Genomic DNA, 17,908 nt, shown 5'->3' with positions numbered 1-17,908 from the left:
TTCCGCAAGCATGCCTTTTCGTACGCCAGTTCGTATGGTCGGCCTGCTGGCAGATGCGCGCTGCCCGGCTCTTTTCTTTTCCGACCGATCCACAGCTTCCCGTCCGACGACATGGCCACTGCAATCCTGTCTTCGCAGACATCAGCGATGAAGATCCGTTCAGAGACGATGACCTCGAGACAACGGGGATATGAGCCCCGTCAGGATTAAAGACACGTGCCTTTCAGCAGACCTCCCCGCGTAAGACACTGTGTCACGCTTTCAGTCTTCGCTTGTCTGTCCTGTTCCGCCATTACGTCCACCATGGCGGCAGAATCGCACCGGGCAGCACCTCGCCATACCTCCCGAACCGCAACTTCACCTTCAAAACCGCTTCCGGCTCCTCCCACGCCGGCCGCGAACGCAACACCGGACCCGTCGCGGGACGTCGAACTGCCTGATTCGATCCTGCTCAAGGGGCTGCCCTCTTCCTGGCGGGCAACGATCCTGGGCGCCCCCCAATCGCCTGCGGCGACGCCCTCCAGTGGCGTGACCACCGGCAAGAATGGCATGAAAGAGGCATCCCGGGTGCCATCGACGAACACGCTCCAGCTAGGTGGCGGGGATTCCCAGCCGGGCGTGGCGTCCACCAATCGTATTCTACTCCCGGTGCCGCCGCGCATGGGGATCGCCGCCTTCCAGAGCGGCGACAGGTTCATCATTGTCATCGACAATGCTGAACCGATGGATACCAGCGCCCTGCGTGGCGACGGCATTTTCTCGACGCTGTCCGTGAATACCCTTCCCGATGCGACGCTGATCCAGGTCCGTCTTCCGGACACACGGCGCCTCTATCTTTCACAGCAGGCGGAAGGATGGGTACTGGGTGACAAACCTCCTCCGGGCGGTGATTACGACGATAGACGCGTCATCAATCCGCAATATACCGACAGTGGCGTCCTGTACCCGATGCGCCGGTCCGGCCGCGTGCTCTCAATCTCGGACCCCGCATCCGGCGATCGGCTATTGGTCGGCACGTCAGCCATGGATGATGGCGGCATTCTCTCCTTGCGGAACGGCGATGGCTATGACGTCTGGCCGACAACGGAAGGTATCGTAATCGCGGCCCACTCTCCGCGCATCGATCTGAAACCCGTCCCTAACGGCATCCTCCTGACCGAAGACGGCAGGGCCTTTCCCGATCATGGCAGAGCCATTTATGCCAACGATGTCGATCTGAAATGGCTGGGGCTGCAGAACCTGCCTGTTGATGCCCTGATCCAGCGCTATCGCACCTCTCTTCTCGCCGCCGCGGACTCGGATCCGTTCCATCGATTCACGCGGCGACTGGACGCAGCCAAGGCCGCCTTCAACCTCGGTGCCTTTGTCGAGGCCCGCGGCATCCTGACCGTCGCCCTCCAGGACGACCCTGAAGAGGCCGCCCTGCCCGACGTGAGGTTCCTTCTGGCCGCATCGGAACTGCTGTGCGGCACGATGGACGGCGCCTCGATGCTCAACGGCCCGTGGCCGAGCAGCCAAAAGCGCGCAACTCAGCTCTGGCAGGGGCTCTATCTCGCCGCCATCGGCGAGAACGATGCGACTGCGGCACATCAATTGGCCTTGGATTTCGGGCGGTTAAAATCCTACCCGGCCCCGATTCGTGATGCGCTTCTGCCGGCAGCCGCAGAGGAAATCGGCCGTTACGGCACACCGGAGGATCTCGCGGTGCTGGACGACCTGCCCCCCGGATCACGCTATCAGCTTGCCAACGCATTCAGGCAGATGCGCTCCGGCAAGCGAGACATTGCCTATGCGTCATTCCAGAAACTTGCCGACGACCCCAACCCCCAGGTCGCCGAGAAGGCGCTCGAACAGAAAACGTCGTTCGAACTCGCTGATGGCCGCATCAAGCCTGACGCGGCCGCCGAGATCTTTAACACCATGATGCCTGACGCGCGATTGGCCGGGCGCGAGGCCACGGTTCGCCTGATGCAGGCCGACGCTTATATGCAGACGCATAATTGGAGCGACGCACTCCAGGCAATCGACGCGGCTCGCACATATCCCGACATGGCGTCGAAGAACATGGTGGCGCCGCTGGTGTCCCAGGCCCTCACAGGCCTTGCCGATTCCTCTTCCCCCGGATCGGATAAGAAAAGTCTTCTGCACGACACGGCGATGCTGAAGGTCCATCTGCCCGATCTGCCGCCGGGCGCACAAAAGGGTAACGTCCTCGTCTCCTACGGCAGGATGCTTCTCGCCCTCGGCCTGCCGGATGATGCCGCCCAGGCATTTTCCGATGCAATCCCCATGCTCACCGCCCCCGATCTTCGCGCAATGGCAGGCGCGGCGCTGGCGGAAACTGATATCGAAAGAAAGCTTCCCCAGGATGCGGCCCAAGCGTTGGCGATCACGGACAATCCTTCTCTTCCTGACGATATCAGGACCGCAAGGCAGGTGATCGCCGCCCGCGTCGCCCTGGCAACGGGCGACCAGGCCAAGGCCCTCTCCCTTCTGCACAATAGCCCGAACGCTTCCGCTCTCGACCTCACCGCTCGCATCCATGAAGAGAAAGGGGAATGGGCGGCCGCTGCCGGCGATATACGCAAAATGGCCGATGACATTATCCCACCGACCGGCCCATTGACGGAAAGCCAGCAGATTCTCGCCCTCCGCCTGGCATCGGATGCTTCTCAGGCATCCGATCAACGCCTGTTGGGCTGGGTTGCCGATCGCGTCGGTGACCGGATTTCGGACGGGGATCGAGGACGCATGTTCAAACTGCTGACCAAGCCGTCGGGCGCCGCGCTGACGGCTTCGCAGACATCCGCCCCCCTCTGAGAACCCGGCCGAAAATGTGCGCGGGCAGGAGTCCGACACGCGGTTTCGGTCCGCACCCGAAAGGCAACCTGGAAAGTCAGTCGCTCGGCCAGTTTCCACGGCGGGCATCGGGTTACCTCGCGCCCGTCGCCCTCCACTCCACCGCTCATGAAGGCCGAACTAGGCCTTACATCGGGCACGTGTCGCGCAGATTGCCACACTCCAAAAAAAACTGCGCTCGCGCCACAAGCGCACGCTATTCAGGCCCCGATACGCCCTATATACGGAGAGCATGCGCCACAGGTCGGGCGCAAACAGAAACCAGCGGAATAGACAGCGTATGCTGGAAGCATTGTCATCCCAGATATCCCAGGCCCATAATGGCACCGATGTGCTGGACTTGGCCGGGCGCCGCCTGCAATGGCTGCAGAACCGCGAGTCCGTTCTGGCAGGCAATGTCGCCAACGCAAACACGCCGGGCTATGTCCCCAAGGACACCACGTCGTTTCAGGGTGTACTGCAAAACCAGATGGCCATGACGCTGGCACAGACCGAGCCCGGTCATCTGACCGGCCGCAACAGCGGCGGCAGTGCGACACGGACCGGGATCAATACGTCCATCGACGGAAACCAGGTCAATATCGAAGGCGAACTGGAAAAGATCGCGGATACCAATGACCAGCAACGTCTCGCGACGAATGCCTACAGTGTCTATATGTCGATGTTCTCGATAGCCCTCGGCTCACCCTCAGCCTAATCGCACGAGGTCTATCATGGATTTTTCCGACACAGTGGGCATCTCTGCCGCCGGAATGCGCGCGCAGGCAAAACGCCTTCAGATAGCGGCCGAAAACCTCGCCAACAAGGAAACCACCGGCGCGACAGCCGGATCGGACCCCTATCGCCGCAAGACGGTCACGTTCAAGGAAGTCCTGAATCGTACCTCCGGCGTTTCCAGCGTGGACATCAAGGAGGTCGGGCAGGACCAGACCCCTTTCGAAACGCGGTACGATCCATCGCATCCGGCTGCCGACACCAACGGCCTGGTCAAGATGCCGAATGTGAACGCGATGGTCGAAATCATGGACACACACGAAGCGCAACGTTCGTACGAGGCCAACCTCAATACCATGCAGATCACGCGGTCCATGATGACGCGCACGATCAACCTGATGAAATAAGGCGGGGCGGACCGGCGGTGACATTACCCCGCGGGAAGAGGGCATTCCGGTCGATTGGTCTCGCCTGTTGCTGTTGCATGAACAGTTCGTTAATCTGGGCATGCATGCTTTACAGCTATTTCCCCTCGGCGGGACAGGCTGATGAAATGAGTGGATGGGCGCTGGCCTGACCGCACTCGCCCGGTTCCTTCTGGAGAACGACATTGGACAATACGATCTATATTGCCCTGTCTCGCGTCGATACATTGATGCGCGCTCTGGACGTGACGGCCAATAACCTCGCCAATGCCAATACGGATGGCTACAAGGCGAACAGGCAGCTGTTTTCCGAATATCTTGTCAAACAGAAGGGGCCGAACACGCTGCCGGGCGACAAGCAGGAATCCTACTCGCAGGATCAGGCGACCTATCGCGACCAGCTTCAGGGTTCCCTTCGGCAGACCGGAAACCTGACCGATTTCGCCATCAACGGCGAAGGCTATTTTACCGTCCGCACGACGCAAGGGATCAGGCTGACGCGCAACGGCGCGTTCCATCGCCGCATGGACGGTACGATCGTCGACGGGTCGGGCAATCCCGTTCTGGACAATACCGGCCGGAATCTGGTTCTGCAGAACGAAGAAGACCTGCTGTCGGTCTCCGCTGACGGGACCATATCCACCCAGAACGGCGTCATCGGGATGATGGGACTGGTGACGGTCGACAATACCCAGACCTTGATTCCCGAAGGTCATTTTCTTCTTCGGCCGACCACCCAGACCCACACGGTCGCCCGTCCGGAAATCCGGCAGGCCATGCTGGAATCGAGCAACGTCAATGCCGTCTCGGAAACGACGAGAATGGTCGAAATCCAGCGCGACTACGACCTGACGTTCCAGCTTATACAGACCGAGTCGACACGCAACATGAACGCGGTCGACAAGATCACAGCCGAGCCGTCAGTCTGAGACCGACCGTTTTGAAGAAAGGCCACTTCCTGTTCCAAGTGCGGCACAGCGAGTAACCTTTTAGAAACCATTAATGGATAACAAATCCATAACATAGTCTCGGGGTCCGTCCTGCTTCTGGCGGCAAACGCGTATGCTCCATGGACGGTGGCTAGGTACAGGAAACTTGGAACGATGAGTCTGTTATCCTCTCTCTCGATAGCCACCAGCGAACTGAATGCGATTGAATACCAATATTCAGTCACATCCCAGAACGTTTCGAACCAGAGCACGGCAGGCTATGTGAGCGAGACGGCCACCGTCACGAGTGCCGTCACGAGCGGCACGGGCAATGGTGTCCATATCGGCGCGACGCAACTCAATATCAATCAGGCATTGCAATCCGCGCTGTATGCGCAGAATGCTCAGGTCTCTTCCTACACCACGATGGACAATTCGCTGGCCGCGGTCTCGGCGGTCCAGGGCACGACCGCAGCGGCTTCGACGGACGCCGTTTCCGGCACCACCAATACGCTGACCGACCAACTGGGCAACGTGCAAAGCGCCTTGACGTCATTGATTTCCACACCGCTACAGAGTATTTCGCAAACGGCCGTGGTGACGAGCGCCCAGTCCCTGACGGATACGATCCACACACTGGCATCGACTTACACAACCCAGCGCCAGAATGCGGAAGACAGCATCGCCGCGACCATCCCGTCGATCAATTCCGACCTGACGCAGATTGGCGCTCTCTCGCAGCAGATCATAAAGCTCAAGGCGCTCGGCTCCGACACCGCCGATCTTGAAAACCAGCGCCTCGGGGTCATGTCCGACCTGTCGTCGAATCTTTCGGTCACGTTCTCCAAGACGCCAAACGGCGACATGGTCGTCCGGACCGCGGACGGCACGGAGCTTCCGACCCGCCCCGACCAGATCGGACAGAACGACAGTACACGGAAGCTCCCTTCCACCACCTGGCCGCTGAGTACCGGCAACGTGACCATTACGCCGGATATGAGCTACGATCCGACGAGCAGCACGTCACCGATTCCCGGCATCATGCTGGCAGGACAGGACATCACCACGCATCTGACCGGCGGCACGCTCGGCGCGAATATTACCCTGCGCGACGTGACGTATCCGAAGATGCAGGCGCAGCTGGACTCGTTTTCCTATACGCTGATCAACCGCTTCAATAGCGCGGGTCTTTCCCTGTTCACGAACAGTGCCAGCTCGACCGACCCATCCAGCTATCTGGCGACCGCCCATAGCAATCTTTCAAATCCGGCCAATCCTCCATCGACGGCTCCAGCCACGCCTCCCGGTATTGTGGGCCTTTCGTCGGCAGTCAGCGTCAACACAACGTATGTGAGCAGCCCGTCTCTCCTGTCGACGAGCACGGCAAGCGGCGGCACGACGATTGGCGATACGACAGTCATCCAGAATGTACTCAGCCAGACATTCGGCACCAGCGCCCAATATGTCACCGGCCCGACAAGTTCGGGCGGCTCGGATCTCGAAGCACCGACGGACAATCTCGGCTCAACCGGGAATATCTCAATCGGGTACACCGGGAATCAAGGGCTGCTCCAACTGGCCACCGCGCTGACATCGGACCAGGGTGCGACCATTGCAGCAAACAGCAACAGCCTGGCAGCCAGCACCTCGGTCCAGACCGTCCTGCAGGCAAAAGTTGCCGATGTATCGGGCGTCAACGTCAACGACGAACTGGCGAAGGTCGTTGCCTTGCAGAACGCCTACACGGCGAACGCCAAGATCGTATCCACAGTGCAGACGATGTTTACCGCGCTTCTGAACGCCATCAATTAACGCAGGATAGGGATAGGGAACAGATGAGCTCGGCAATCAATCAATATGGCGGTGGCGCTGCATCACTGATCCTTGCCGCGGGCATCAAGTCCATGTCCGTGCAGCAGGAAACGCTGACCTGGCAGGCCGGCAACGGCACGCTGGCCTCGACATTCGCAGGGATAGGTTCGACACGATCGACGGCAATCAGCCTGACGCCGAAACTCACCCAGATCCAGGCCTGGCAATCCAACATCACGAATGCCCAGACCGATCTGTCGGTCACGGCCAGCGCCCTGGCCCAGCTCGTCTCCCAGGCGCAATCCATGGCAACGAACCTGCTGAGCATTTCGGGCACGAGCGATACCAGTTCGGTCGCAGCCGTTGCCGAACAGGCAAAAGGCTCCCTGACGGCACTGAAGACCGTCCTCAATACGACCAGCGGATCGACCTACGTTTTTTCCGGAACCGATAGCAGCACGCCGACAATCCCCGGCACGGACTCGCTCGCGAACAGCAAGCTCGCAACGACGATCTCGAACATCGTCAGTTCGCTCGACATGGCGGGGGCGACATCGGTCCTGCAACAGGCCACGACAGCCGCCGCAACGAACGATTCCTCCTCCAGCAATCCCCTCAGCGTATTCTCGGCGTCCCAGTCCGTTGCTCCCGATTCCGCCCGGAGCCTTCAACGCGTCACCGCGACGAATAGCAATTCGACGACGAATGTCGGCGTTGTCGCAACTCAAGGCTCGACGACATCCGCCGCGTCGTCAACATCGACGGGTTCGCCCATTCGCGACATGATGCGCGACATGATGATGGCGTCAGCCATGGGCGGCATGTCATCCTCGACACCGGGCTTCTCCGACATGGCCAAGCAGCTTTATTCGTCCCTGCAAACCACCATCAGCCAGCTTACCGAACTGGAATCTGCGGTCGGTTCCACACAAAACAGTCTGACGGCACAATCGGGCTTGCTGACCAGTGTCCGGTCCGCGCTGGAAGATCAGCTTAGCGGCGCGATGGACGCCGATCCTGCGGTCGTCGCCACACAGATGGCAGCCGTCAAATTGCAGCTTGAAACCTCCTACAAGCTGGTTGCCGATATGAAGGGCATGACGCTAGCCAATTATATCTGAGACCCTTTCCGGGCGCAGCACCTTCCTCGCAAGCGCGTATCTGCCATCGCAGGCGCCCGTTATCCTGCTTTTCCCTCCCGTACGTGGCGGATCGATCTCAAGCCGCGTCCATAAAAATGCCTTCCGGACACATCCGGTATTCTGTGGGCTTTCATCGCCCCGGCGTACATCCTGCCCCATTGGCCGGCGGGTATCGTGCCGCACGTTCGGCCTCGTGAAAAATCCCGCGTATCCCCGGCCGGGTTTCCCCCTTCACAAGACGATAAGGGTTTGCACGTCATGTCCCAACCAATCGGGCCTTCCGCGGAACAGACGCTTCATCCCCAGGAAAGTGGCGAAGCACTCCAACTCGCCGGACGCCTGAATGAAGCCGCAGCCGCCTATCGGACCCGACTGGAAGCGACCCCGGACGATCCCATCACTTTGAGCAATTACGGCGGATTGTTAAACGAGTTCAGCCGTTTCGACGATGCGTGTGCCGTCCTCTCCCGTTCTCTCGCGCTCGACCCGAGCCAGCCCGATGCATGGTCCAACCTGGGCAATACGTTTCTGCACCTGCAACGCTACGACGACGCGACCGCGGCCTACAGAAACTGCCTGCAACAGAACCCGGCGCATGCCCTGGCCCTGAGCAATCTCGGCGTGGTCCTTGACCATCGCGGCGCGCATGACCTGGCGCAGAAATTTCATCAGGTTGCCGTACAGCTCACACCCGACAACGCAAAGACACGCACCAATTATGCCATCTCGCTATTGTCGCATGGCGATTATCTGGCGGGTTTTCGGGAATATGAATGGCGTTGGACAACGCACAGTTCCCGCAGCTACGGCATGACCGTACCACAATGGAAAGGTGAGGATTTCCAAGACCTTAACCTCATGATCCATACCGAAGGCGGCTTCGGTGACATGATCCAGTTCTCCCGTTTCATTCCATTTTCCGCGCAACGCGGAGGGCGCGTGATCGTCCGGGCAAGAAAGGAATTGCTGACCTTGCTCCGGCAATCCTTTCCCGAACAGATCTTTTTTTCTGAAGATGACGAGGTACCGCCGCACGATCTTCAATGCCCGATTCTGAGCCTCCCTTTCGCGCTGGGCACGACTCTGGAAACCATTCCTTCCGCCGGCGGCTTCCTTCGGGCCAACGCCCAAAAAACATCATTCTGGCGCGAACGACTCCATCAGGATGTTGCCGCGAGCGGGCGGCACGCCCTTCGTGTCGGCCTCGTATGGGCGGGCGCTCCTCATCCCGAGATCCAGGCGGCCGAACTTGCCAACCGGCGGCGCTCGACCGATCTTTCGACTTTCGCACCCCTTGCCGACATAGATGCGGGCATCCTGTTCTACAGTCTCCAGATCGGGGACAAATCCGCGCAGGCCAGAACCCCGCCCGCCGGGATGAATCTGATCGACCACACGCCCCTGCTGCGGGATTTCAGCGATACCGCCGCGATGGTTGCGGCCCTGGATCTGGTGATCGCCGTCGATACCTCGACGGCTCACGTGGCGGCCGGACTGGGGAAACCGGTCTGGATGCTGTCCCGCTACGATCAGTGCTGGCGCTGGCTTTCCGGCCGCACCGATTCCCCCTGGTATGACAGCCTGCGCCTGTACCAGCAGGCCGCACCCCTCGACTGGTCGGACCCGATCCGCCGCATATGCACCGATCTGCGCGTTCTCGCAGCGCACTCCGCCATCCCTCAAAAGCAATCCGGCGCGATGGCATAAGCCACCACGCCGGATCTCACCCGATAGGGTCATGCCGACGGCATGACCCCAAAGCGACTGCAACGATCAGAAATCGCTGCTGAAGGTCGCCAGTGCCGAGAACGGGATGCCGATCGAATAGGTCGGGGCCTTGGCCGAAATCAGGTTGCCGTTGATCCCCTTCATCGCCGTCGCATTGGTCTGGACGCTGTTGATCCAGGTCAGGTTCTTGCTGTCGGTGATGTTCTGCAGGTTCAGGCGGATGCTCGGGCTCTTCATCAGGCCGAAATCGCTGAAGCGATAGCCGACCGCAATGTTCATGCGGGTATAACCCGGGATCTTCTGATCGTTCATGAACGTCGAATATTGCTTCGCCACATATTTCAGGTTGAAGCTGCCGAACCGGTGGCCGTCGTCGTAATCCAGGCCGAACCCGACCTGCCACGGCGGAGCCTGCGGCGCGATCTTACCCTTGGTCGGCAGATAATCGACAATCTTGCCCGAGGAAGACTGCAGATTGCTGTCCGTCACAGCATGCAGATACTCAGCCGACACATAGGGACGGATGTTATGGAACGGCCGGGTGCCGATTTCGAAATCGAAACCGTCCGAATGCTCACCGCCGCCATTGGCGTTGCTCGTCCAGTACGCACCCGAAATCGGATCGACGAGCGTCTGGGTGAACAGACGATCCGTGAAGTTATAATGGAAATAGGTCAGCGACGAGGAAATCAGGCTCCCCTGGTAACGCCAGCCGGCCTCCTCGGAAATCGAGACTTCAGGCTGCTGGTTGGGACTGGCCTTGGTCGAATAACCCGTAACCACATTATACGCACCCGAATCATACAGCGCATAATTGGTCGGCATACGGTAGTTGGTCGCCACCGAGACGAAGACCTGGTTTTCGTTATTGATCTTGTAGCGAACGGCCGCCGTCGGCAGGGCCTTGGCATAATCGGTGTTGACATATTTCTGCGAGACGTCGGGCAAATAATTGGTGCCGCGACGCGTCACGATCGAATATTTCAGTCCAGCGTCGATCGTCAGCCGGTCGTGCAGCAGCGACAGGCTGTCGCCGATGAACGGTGTATGGACCTCGGTCTGCGTAGTCGTGTTACGGTACTGCGCCGTAACCCCGTTGTTCAGCACCAGGTTCGGACCACCACCCCAGACATCCAGCGGCGTTCCATCCGGCCCGACCTGGGCATATGGGCCCGTCTGGCGCTGCTTCGAATATTCGAACCAGTAGCCGATCATCAGCCGGTTCGGCCCGTAGGACCAGGTCAGCTTCGTCGTGGCACCCGGACGATAAGTCTCCGTCAAGGACGGGTTATACAACAGCGGCGAACCGGACGAGAGGCCGCCGATCGTTCCGCCGATCTTATGCGCGCCATATTGGTAACCGGTCAGGCTGGTCGCATAGGCGCCACCGCCGTTGCCGTAACCATACCAGAAATAAGGCGTTTCCGTCAGCGTCAGGTGGTCCGTCAGCGTGAAGGTCGACGGCATGCTGGCGTAGATGTTGGTGAACGGATTCGGATGCAGCTTGTAGTAGTTATTGTCACCCCGCACGAAATGCCGCTCGTAGACCGTGTTCGGCGCATCGGTCTTCGCCAGGCCGCTGCTGCCGACCGGGTTGTCGAACCCGTAGCCCCACTGGTTCCAGCTCGCCTTGGTGACGCTGGGATAGGCATCGTTCTGCAGCGAGTTGCCCACGACCGCGAGCGAGATGCGATTGCCCTGCCCCCAGTCGTTCACGATCTTCATTTCGCCGTGCTTCTTGTTCTCATAGCCGGGGCCGCGCCAATGGTCCTGCCGCCCCTGGGAATACGAGAAATAGGCGCGCAGATTGGTATGGCCGATATAGCCGGTATCGAAGCGCGCAAAGCCACGGGTGGCGTTGAACGACCCGTAGGACATGTCGATCTTGCCGCCCATCTGCTTCTTCGGATCGATCATGTACATGTCGACCACACCGCCCGAAGCGCTGATATGCGGGCTGTCCAGATCGGCCGAACCCTGCGCCAGACGGATGCTCTGGAGGTTCTCGGAATCGACGATTTCCTGCGGATAGACGGCGAAGTTCCCGATATCGTTGATCGGAAAGCCTTCCAGCGTGAAGCCCATCTGGCTTTCGGTCAGGCCGCGCACCGAGATGTGGCCGCCCGTCATGCCCAGCGGGTCGGTATCCGACACGTTGGCGCCCGGCAGCAGGGCGATCAACTGCATCGGGTTCTGGCCCGGGTTCTGCTTGGCGATGAAATCGCGTGTCACCTCGGAGATCGATTTCGGCGCGTCCTGGTTCACCATCAGGCCGCCGCCCAGTGCACGGCGCGTCACGCCATCGCCATAGGTATGGGCCGTGACCTCCACCTGCTCGTCGGTCGGCGACGTCGCACCAAGCATTGACGGACGCGCTTCGACCTTGGCCTTGGCCGGGTTCGCCTGTCCTGTCGCCGATGAAGTGCCCATCTCCTGCGCCAACGCCCCCGACGACAGTACAGTCGAAGACACCAGAGCGAACATCGTCGATCTGATATAGTTTGTCATACAATCTCCATTGATGAAATATGACCCCCCCAGGCCATTTTTCGCGGAAACTGACCGAATAGTCTGGTTCTGTATAGAGAGCGTCAGAAATTTCATTAATTGTTCAAACTCATTTTTAAAAAAGAACAAAAAATCCATTGCGCGTGACAAAGTTGCAACAAGCGGCTGATGGTCCCGGGCCTCCATCGGCCAGCACGATATGGGCCCCTTCCCCAGCGGCTTCCAGAATTCCACCGTCAGGCCAACCACGAACTTCAATCTATCTTTTTGTTTTATAGTAATTTTAATTCGATCAGATCAGCCGACCATGCCCCCGGTCTCAGTACAATGCGATCCGAATGCCAGAGCATGCAGCAACCGGCATCGCTTGTTATTACGGGGAATAAAACGATAACAACGACCCACCAACCCGCGTGGCGGCCACCCGGCTCAGAAAATATCCTGTCCCTTGCTGCCGTGCGGCGGGACATGGCAATCATGGCATAGCCGGATCGGGCCGGCGGTAGCATGCTCCCGACGACGCGCCAGATGGCAGCCTTCGCAGAAATCGTGAAATGTCGACAATGCCAGGCCCACCTGATCCGGCCGCGTCCGGTGACAACCGATGCATGTCCGCTTGGGGGATGATGACAGTGCCGGTTCCAGCACGTCATGATGACACTGCACGCAATTATAAGCCGCATGGTCGCGATGCATGAACACGACCGGGATTGGCATCGCCCGGCTGACACCCGATTCGCACCACCAGACCGCCCCGCCCCCGATGCCCAGGACCGCGGCCAGCATGCAGGCGGGGAGCCAGCCCTTCATGGCGCCAGCCACCGGCTGAAATAGAGTCCATAGGCAATGCTGACACCCAGCGCGGCACCACCGGCCATTGCCGCCAGCCGGACGGCGACAGGCGCGGTATTGCGCCGCCGATACCCGGAAGGCCGTGGCAACCTTCCGTGGCGCCCTATCCACGGCAGGATGGCGCAGAAGCCGGCAATCACCGCAATGGTGACCATCTGATTCCGTCCCCGCACATGCAGCCCCGCCCCCATGATGTGAAAGCTGGCCATGCCGAGCAGGCCCAGCGCCACCACCCCATGCGCCTGCCGAAAGCGGACCGCCTTCCGCCAGATCCGGCCCCGCACGGCGTGGAAGGACGGAATGACGGCCAGAGCGGCCAGCAACAGCCCGGCAAGTCCCGCCAGCATATATCCCGGGCCACCTGGCAGCAGGTAACGGGCCGTCAGCGGTTCGGCCCACAGGGACAAGCCGACATGCAGAACGACGAGCCCACCCGCCAGGCATCCGAACAGGCGGTGCGCAACGGCAAAGAACTTGCCGTCATTGAAGGGAATCCGCAGAGGGCGGCCGGTCAGAAGAAACAGAAAGGCCACCAGCACATAGGCCATGAAGCCGCAGGCCATGGCGATATCCCATAACGGACCGTTGGCAGGCAGTTCCAGCCCGGAGAAGAAGGCCGAGACCAACAGGCCGCCCAACACCAGCAGCGGAAGCAGAATGATCACGGCCCCCCCCCCCCGCGCCGGAACGATACGGCCTTCATGTGTCCGTCGCCAGGTCCCCCCCCCCTGCTCCGGCCGGCCGCAAATGATAATGGCATCGAAACAATAAGACGGACAAGCATGCGCTCATGCCCGCCCCGGATCGGCAGGGGACCATTATCACCATATTTGATCGTTGATTAAAAGAAATACCGCATTATGATGCACCCCACTTCGAAGGCCGACCTGTTTGCCGCATATCGACCGTAAATGACGATTTTAACCTCGGGAATTCCCGTAATGACGCTTATTGACACGATCCAGCCGTTATATTCGCTGTCCGGCCTGGGCGTGGGGTTTCTGGTTGGCCTCACCGGCGTCGGCGGCGGATCGCTGATGACGCCCCTGCTGATCCTGCTGTTCGGCGTGCATCCCCAGACGGCGGTGGGCACCGACCTGCTCTACGCCGCCATCACCAAGGCGGTCGGCACGGGCGTGCATGGGTTTTCCGGCGGAGTGGACTGGAAAGTGGTGCGCCGCCTGGCCAGCGGCAGCATCCCCGCTTCCGCCCTGGCGCTCCTCTTACTCCACACGATGGGCGCCCCGTCCCTGATCACCACGCATGTGATCACCCGCAGCCTGGGCGTCGCCCTGTTGCTGACCGCGCCCTGCATCCTGTTTCGCGCCGCCATCATGCAGCGCCTGGCCGGCTTCTCCGCCAGCCTGTCCGACCGCCAGACCCACCTCCTGACGGTCGCGGTCGGGGCGCTGCTCGGCCTCCTGGTCTCGCTGTCATCGGTCGGGGCAGGCGCCATCGGGGTCACGGTCCTGCTGGTCCTGTATCCCCGGCTGTCGACCGCCCGGATCGTCGCGGCCGACATCGCGCATGCCGTGCCGCTGACGCTGGTCGCCGGCCTGGGGCACTGGCTCCTGGGTTCGGTCAACGGCGGCATGCTGCTGTCCCTGCTGGTCGGCTCGATCCCCGGGATCATCCTGGGCAGCCTGTTCGTGGGCATGGTCCGCGAGAATGTCCAGCGCGCGGTCCTCGCCGGCGTACTCACCGTCGTCGGCATCCGCATGATCTGAGAGAGCCCGTCCGGTTCCTCAGCAGTCTTCGGGGCCGGATCGATTACAGGACGGGCCCCTCGTCATCATCGTCGGGTTCGAACGGATCTTCGTCCGGGACATCACCGGGAATCGGGTCATTCGGATCGAACGGCCCCGGAGCCGGGGTCGGCATCGGCCGCCTGGGCCCCGCATGGTCGTGTTCACGCATGGATATCGCAACCTTTCCACCGCTACGGCGATTGAACCGCATCCGCCCACATGGGTTTCCCGATGGCCCCCGGACAGGGCGCGGCGACCCGGTCCCGCGCGTTTGTGAACACGGCATGATTGCCCTGATGGTCCGGAAATGATTAGCGTTCAAGCATAACACATATGCCGGAAGTGCAGAGGCCAAGAGTGACGAAAACAAGATCACTCGACGATCATCATCACGCGTCAGTGAATGTCCATCACGCGGATCGCATCTACAGCATGCTGAAGGACGAATCCGCCTCCGGCCGCTCGGCGCTCGCGGCCTCATGGTCGCGCTCGCTCCGTCATTACGGCCTGAACCCGAACCATGACGACCCCCCGCACCGCCTGGACGCCCAGGCCTACCGCGAGGCCCGCGAACGCAGCGCGCTGCTCCTGCACGCGGCCCAACCCGTTCTGGACCGGCTGGCCTCGGCGGTCCGCCGCGGCGGATTCTGCATGCTGCTCAGCGATGCGCACGGCGTCGCACTCGAACAGCGATGCATGGCTGGCGACGAGGAGATCTTCAGCTCCTGGGGCCTGAACCTGGGCGCGATATGGGACGAAGCCCACGAGGGCACCAACGGCATCGGCACCTGCCTGGCCGAGGACAGGGTGCTGACGATCCATCGCGACCAGCATTTCTTTTCCCGCAACGCGGGGCTCAGTTGCACCATGGCGCCGATCCACGACCCTGCGGGCAGCCCGATCGGCGGGATCGACATTTCCTCATGCCGCAATGATTGCGACACGTCGACATTGTCCTTCCTGTCGCTGGTGGTCGAAGACGCCGCCCGACGGATCGAAACCCGCCTGTTCGGCGAAGCCTTCGCCGGCCATCGCATCATCTCGCTGGGCAACGAGGCCCAGGCCCTCCTGGCCCTGGACGAGAACGAGGTCATCGTCGGCACCAACAAGGCCGCCCGTGCCCTGTTCGGCCTGCGCGCCGGCAAACCCGTGACGCTGCCCGACCTGCTGTCGGATACCGGCCATGAAGATCCCGGACGCGCCGCCCATGCCGCCCTGCAACGGGTGCTGAAACGCTGCAACGGAAACATCTCGGCGGCGGCGCGGGAACTGGGCGTCAGCCGTGCCACGCTGCATCGCCGGCTGAAGCGGCACGAGGCCCACTGAGGCCCCCTGAGGCCCCTTGGCGCCGCCATCCCAGGGCCATCCCCCGATCTGTCGCGGAACTGCGACAGATCGGGCGGCATACCGACCGCGACCGGCTGACAAATCCAGTCCCCATCGCCACCCTTCCGAACGTTGACCGCGCTTCATCCGCGGCGACCAAGAAGGAGAATGACCATGGACTCGCTGGAAAGCCATCGAATCGACATGTCGTCACCGTTCAAGGCGCAGTACGACAATTTCATCGGCGGACGCTGGGTTCCCCCTTTCGGCGGGGAATATTTCGACGATCCGTCACCCGTCGACGGACGCATCCTGTGCAGGGTGGCGCGCTCCAGGGCCGAGGATGTCGAACGGGCGCTCGACGCCGCCCACGCCGCACGTGACGCCTGGGGCGAGACCAGCGCGGCCCAGCGCGCGCTGCTGCTCAACCGCATCGCCGACCGGATCGACGAGAATCTGGAACTGCTGGCCCGCGCCGAAAGCTGGGACAACGGCAAGCCGCTGCGCGAGACGCTGAACGCCGACCTGCCCCTGTGCGTCGACCATTTCCGTTATTTCGCCTCCTGCATCCGCGCGCAGGAAGGCGCATTGTCCGAGATCGACCACGACACCGTCGCCTATCATTTCCACGAGCCGCTGGGCGTGGTCGGCCAGATCATCCCCTGGAATTTCCCCCTGCTGATGGCCGCCTGGAAACTGGCACCGGCCCTCGCGGCGGGCAATTGCGTGGTCATGAAGCCGGCCGAGCAGACCCCGGCCTCGATCCTGGTCCTGGCCGAACTGATCGCCGACATCCTGCCCGCCGGCGTGCTGAACATCGTCAACGGCTTCGGGCGCGAAGCCGGCGTGGCACTGGCCTCCAACACCCGGATCGCCAAGATCGCCTTCACCGGATCGACACCGACCGGCAAGATGATCGCCCACGCGGCGGCCGACAATCTGATCCCCGCCACGCTGGAACTGGGCGGCAAATCTCCCAACATCTTCTTTTCCGACATCGCCGCCGAAGATGACGATTTCTTCGACAAGGCCATCGAAGGCTTCGTCCTGTTCGCCTTCAACCAGGGCGAGGTCTGCACCTGCCCCTCGCGCGCCCTGATCCATGAATCGATATACGACCGGTTCATGGAGCGCGCGCTGCGCCGGGTCGCGGCGATCAAGCAGGGCAACCCGCTGGACCTCACGACCATGGTCGGCGCCCAGGCATCGGTCGACCAGGTGAACAAGATCCTGTCCTATATCGACATCGGGCGGCAGGAAGGCGCGGAACTACTGATCGGCGGCGGCCGGGCCGATCTGGGCGGCAGCCTGGCGAACGGCTGCTACATCCAGCCCACCGTCTTCAAGGGCGACAACCGGATGCGGATCTTCCAGGAAGAGATCTTCGGCCCCGTCGTCTCCGTCACCACCTTCCGCGACGATGCCGAAGCGGTAAAACTCGCCAACGACACGCTGTTCGGCCTGGGTGCGGGCATCTGGACCCGCGACGGCACCCGCGCCTATCGCGTCGGGCGCGCCATCAAGGCGGGCCGCGTCTGGACGAACTGCTACCACGCCTATCCCGCGCATGCCGCCTTCGGCGGCTACAAACAGTCCGGCATCGGCCGCGAAAACCACCGGATGATGCTCGACCACTACCAGCAGACCAAGAACCTGCTGGTCAGCTACGCCCCGCAGAAACTGGGGTTCTTCTGACAGCCCGCCACCGGCACGGGCAGCCGGGTGCCGACAGGCGCCCGGCCTGCGGGCAGGTGTCAGAACGTCACGCGCACGCCGCCAAACCCACCGATCGGCGCGGCGGGGCTATAGCTGCGCGGATTGCTCGCCCCCGGCGCCTGCACCAGATAGACCGAGGAGGTCGGCGA

Annotated in this window: 13 protein-coding genes; 10 read left to right on the top strand and 3 right to left on the bottom strand. The window is 61.4% G+C overall.

The genetic code is table 11. The features are described from left to right. Positions 1–528: 528 nt before the first annotated feature. From HLH29_RS01460 to HLH29_RS01430, 7 genes are all read left to right on the top strand, one after another. The gene (locus HLH29_RS01460; RefSeq protein ID WP_338030153.1) at positions 529–2,820 is read left to right on the top strand and encodes a hypothetical protein; all 2,292 of its coding nucleotides are present in this window, start codon (positions 529–531) and stop codon (positions 2,818–2,820) included. A 319-nt stretch (positions 2,821–3,139) separates the two neighbouring features. Beyond that, on the top strand, positions 3,140–3,556 hold the full coding sequence (locus HLH29_RS01455) for a flagellar basal body rod protein FlgB (protein ID WP_182964246.1): 417 nt from the start codon (positions 3,140–3,142) through the stop codon (positions 3,554–3,556). A 16-nt stretch (positions 3,557–3,572) separates the two neighbouring features. Beyond that, positions 3,573–3,980, top strand: coding sequence for a flagellar basal body rod protein FlgC (gene flgC, locus HLH29_RS01450; protein WP_182964245.1), 408 nt, complete (start codon positions 3,573–3,575; stop codon positions 3,978–3,980). A 203-nt stretch (positions 3,981–4,183) separates the two neighbouring features. Continuing rightward, a complete protein-coding gene (locus HLH29_RS01445; protein ID WP_182964244.1) occupies positions 4,184–4,927 on the top strand; it encodes a flagellar hook-basal body complex protein in 744 nt (247 codons plus the stop codon). Positions 4,928–5,101: 174 nt separating this feature from the next. Then, complete coding sequence (flgK, locus tag HLH29_RS01440; protein WP_182964243.1) at positions 5,102–6,739, top strand: flagellar hook-associated protein FlgK; 1,638 nt, start codon at positions 5,102–5,104, stop codon at positions 6,737–6,739. Positions 6,740–6,762: 23 nt separating this feature from the next. Further along, positions 6,763–7,860 carry a flagellin gene (locus tag HLH29_RS01435; protein WP_182964242.1) on the top strand — a complete coding sequence of 366 codons (1,098 nt, stop codon included), beginning with the start codon at positions 6,763–6,765 and terminating at the stop codon, positions 7,858–7,860. Between the two features lie 195 nt (positions 7,861–8,055). Continuing rightward, positions 8,056–9,588 carry a tetratricopeptide repeat-containing glycosyltransferase family protein gene (locus tag HLH29_RS01430; RefSeq protein ID WP_338030152.1) on the top strand — a complete coding sequence of 511 codons (1,533 nt, stop codon included), beginning with the start codon at positions 8,056–8,058 and terminating at the stop codon, positions 9,586–9,588. 66 nt (positions 9,589–9,654) lie between these two features. Here HLH29_RS01430 and HLH29_RS01425 read toward each other — a convergent pair whose 3' ends face one another. The 3 genes from HLH29_RS01425 to HLH29_RS01415 all read right to left on the bottom strand — a co-directional run bounded on the left by HLH29_RS01425 (position 9,655) and on the right by HLH29_RS01415 (position 13,634). Further along, positions 9,655–12,117 (bottom strand): TonB-dependent receptor, encoded by a 2,463-nt coding sequence (locus HLH29_RS01425; protein WP_246373616.1) that lies wholly within the window; start codon positions 12,115–12,117, stop codon positions 9,655–9,657. A 429-nt stretch (positions 12,118–12,546) separates the two neighbouring features. Further along, positions 12,547–12,927: a cytochrome c3 family protein gene (locus HLH29_RS01420; RefSeq protein ID WP_182964241.1), complete on the bottom strand. Its 381-nt coding sequence runs from the start codon at positions 12,925–12,927 to the stop codon at positions 12,547–12,549. After that, positions 12,924–13,634 (bottom strand): ferric reductase-like transmembrane domain-containing protein, encoded by a 711-nt coding sequence (locus HLH29_RS01415; RefSeq protein ID WP_182964240.1) that lies wholly within the window; start codon positions 13,632–13,634, stop codon positions 12,924–12,926. The genes HLH29_RS01420 and HLH29_RS01415 overlap by 4 nt, the downstream gene beginning before the upstream one ends. Before the next feature lie 276 nt (positions 13,635–13,910). Between HLH29_RS01415 and HLH29_RS01410 the strand changes: the two genes are divergently transcribed. The 3 genes from HLH29_RS01410 to exaC all read left to right on the top strand — a co-directional run bounded on the left by HLH29_RS01410 (position 13,911) and on the right by exaC (position 17,738). Continuing rightward, complete coding sequence (locus HLH29_RS01410) at positions 13,911–14,696, top strand: sulfite exporter TauE/SafE family protein (RefSeq protein WP_182964239.1); 786 nt, start codon at positions 13,911–13,913, stop codon at positions 14,694–14,696. Positions 14,697–15,149: 453 nt separating this feature from the next. Then, the gene (locus tag HLH29_RS01405) at positions 15,150–16,043 is read left to right on the top strand and encodes a helix-turn-helix domain-containing protein (protein WP_246373614.1); all 894 of its coding nucleotides are present in this window, start codon (positions 15,150–15,152) and stop codon (positions 16,041–16,043) included. Positions 16,044–16,211: 168 nt separating this feature from the next. After that, a complete protein-coding gene (gene exaC / locus HLH29_RS01400) occupies positions 16,212–17,738 on the top strand; it encodes an acetaldehyde dehydrogenase ExaC (RefSeq protein ID WP_456305425.1) in 1,527 nt (508 codons plus the stop codon). Positions 17,739–17,908: the final 170 nt, after the last annotated feature.

This window comes from Gluconacetobacter tumulicola (genome assembly GCF_014174215.1).
Lineage (GTDB): Bacteria > Pseudomonadota > Alphaproteobacteria > Acetobacterales > Acetobacteraceae > Gluconacetobacter > Gluconacetobacter tumulicola.
This window is presented reverse-complemented; position numbering and strand designations above follow the sequence as displayed.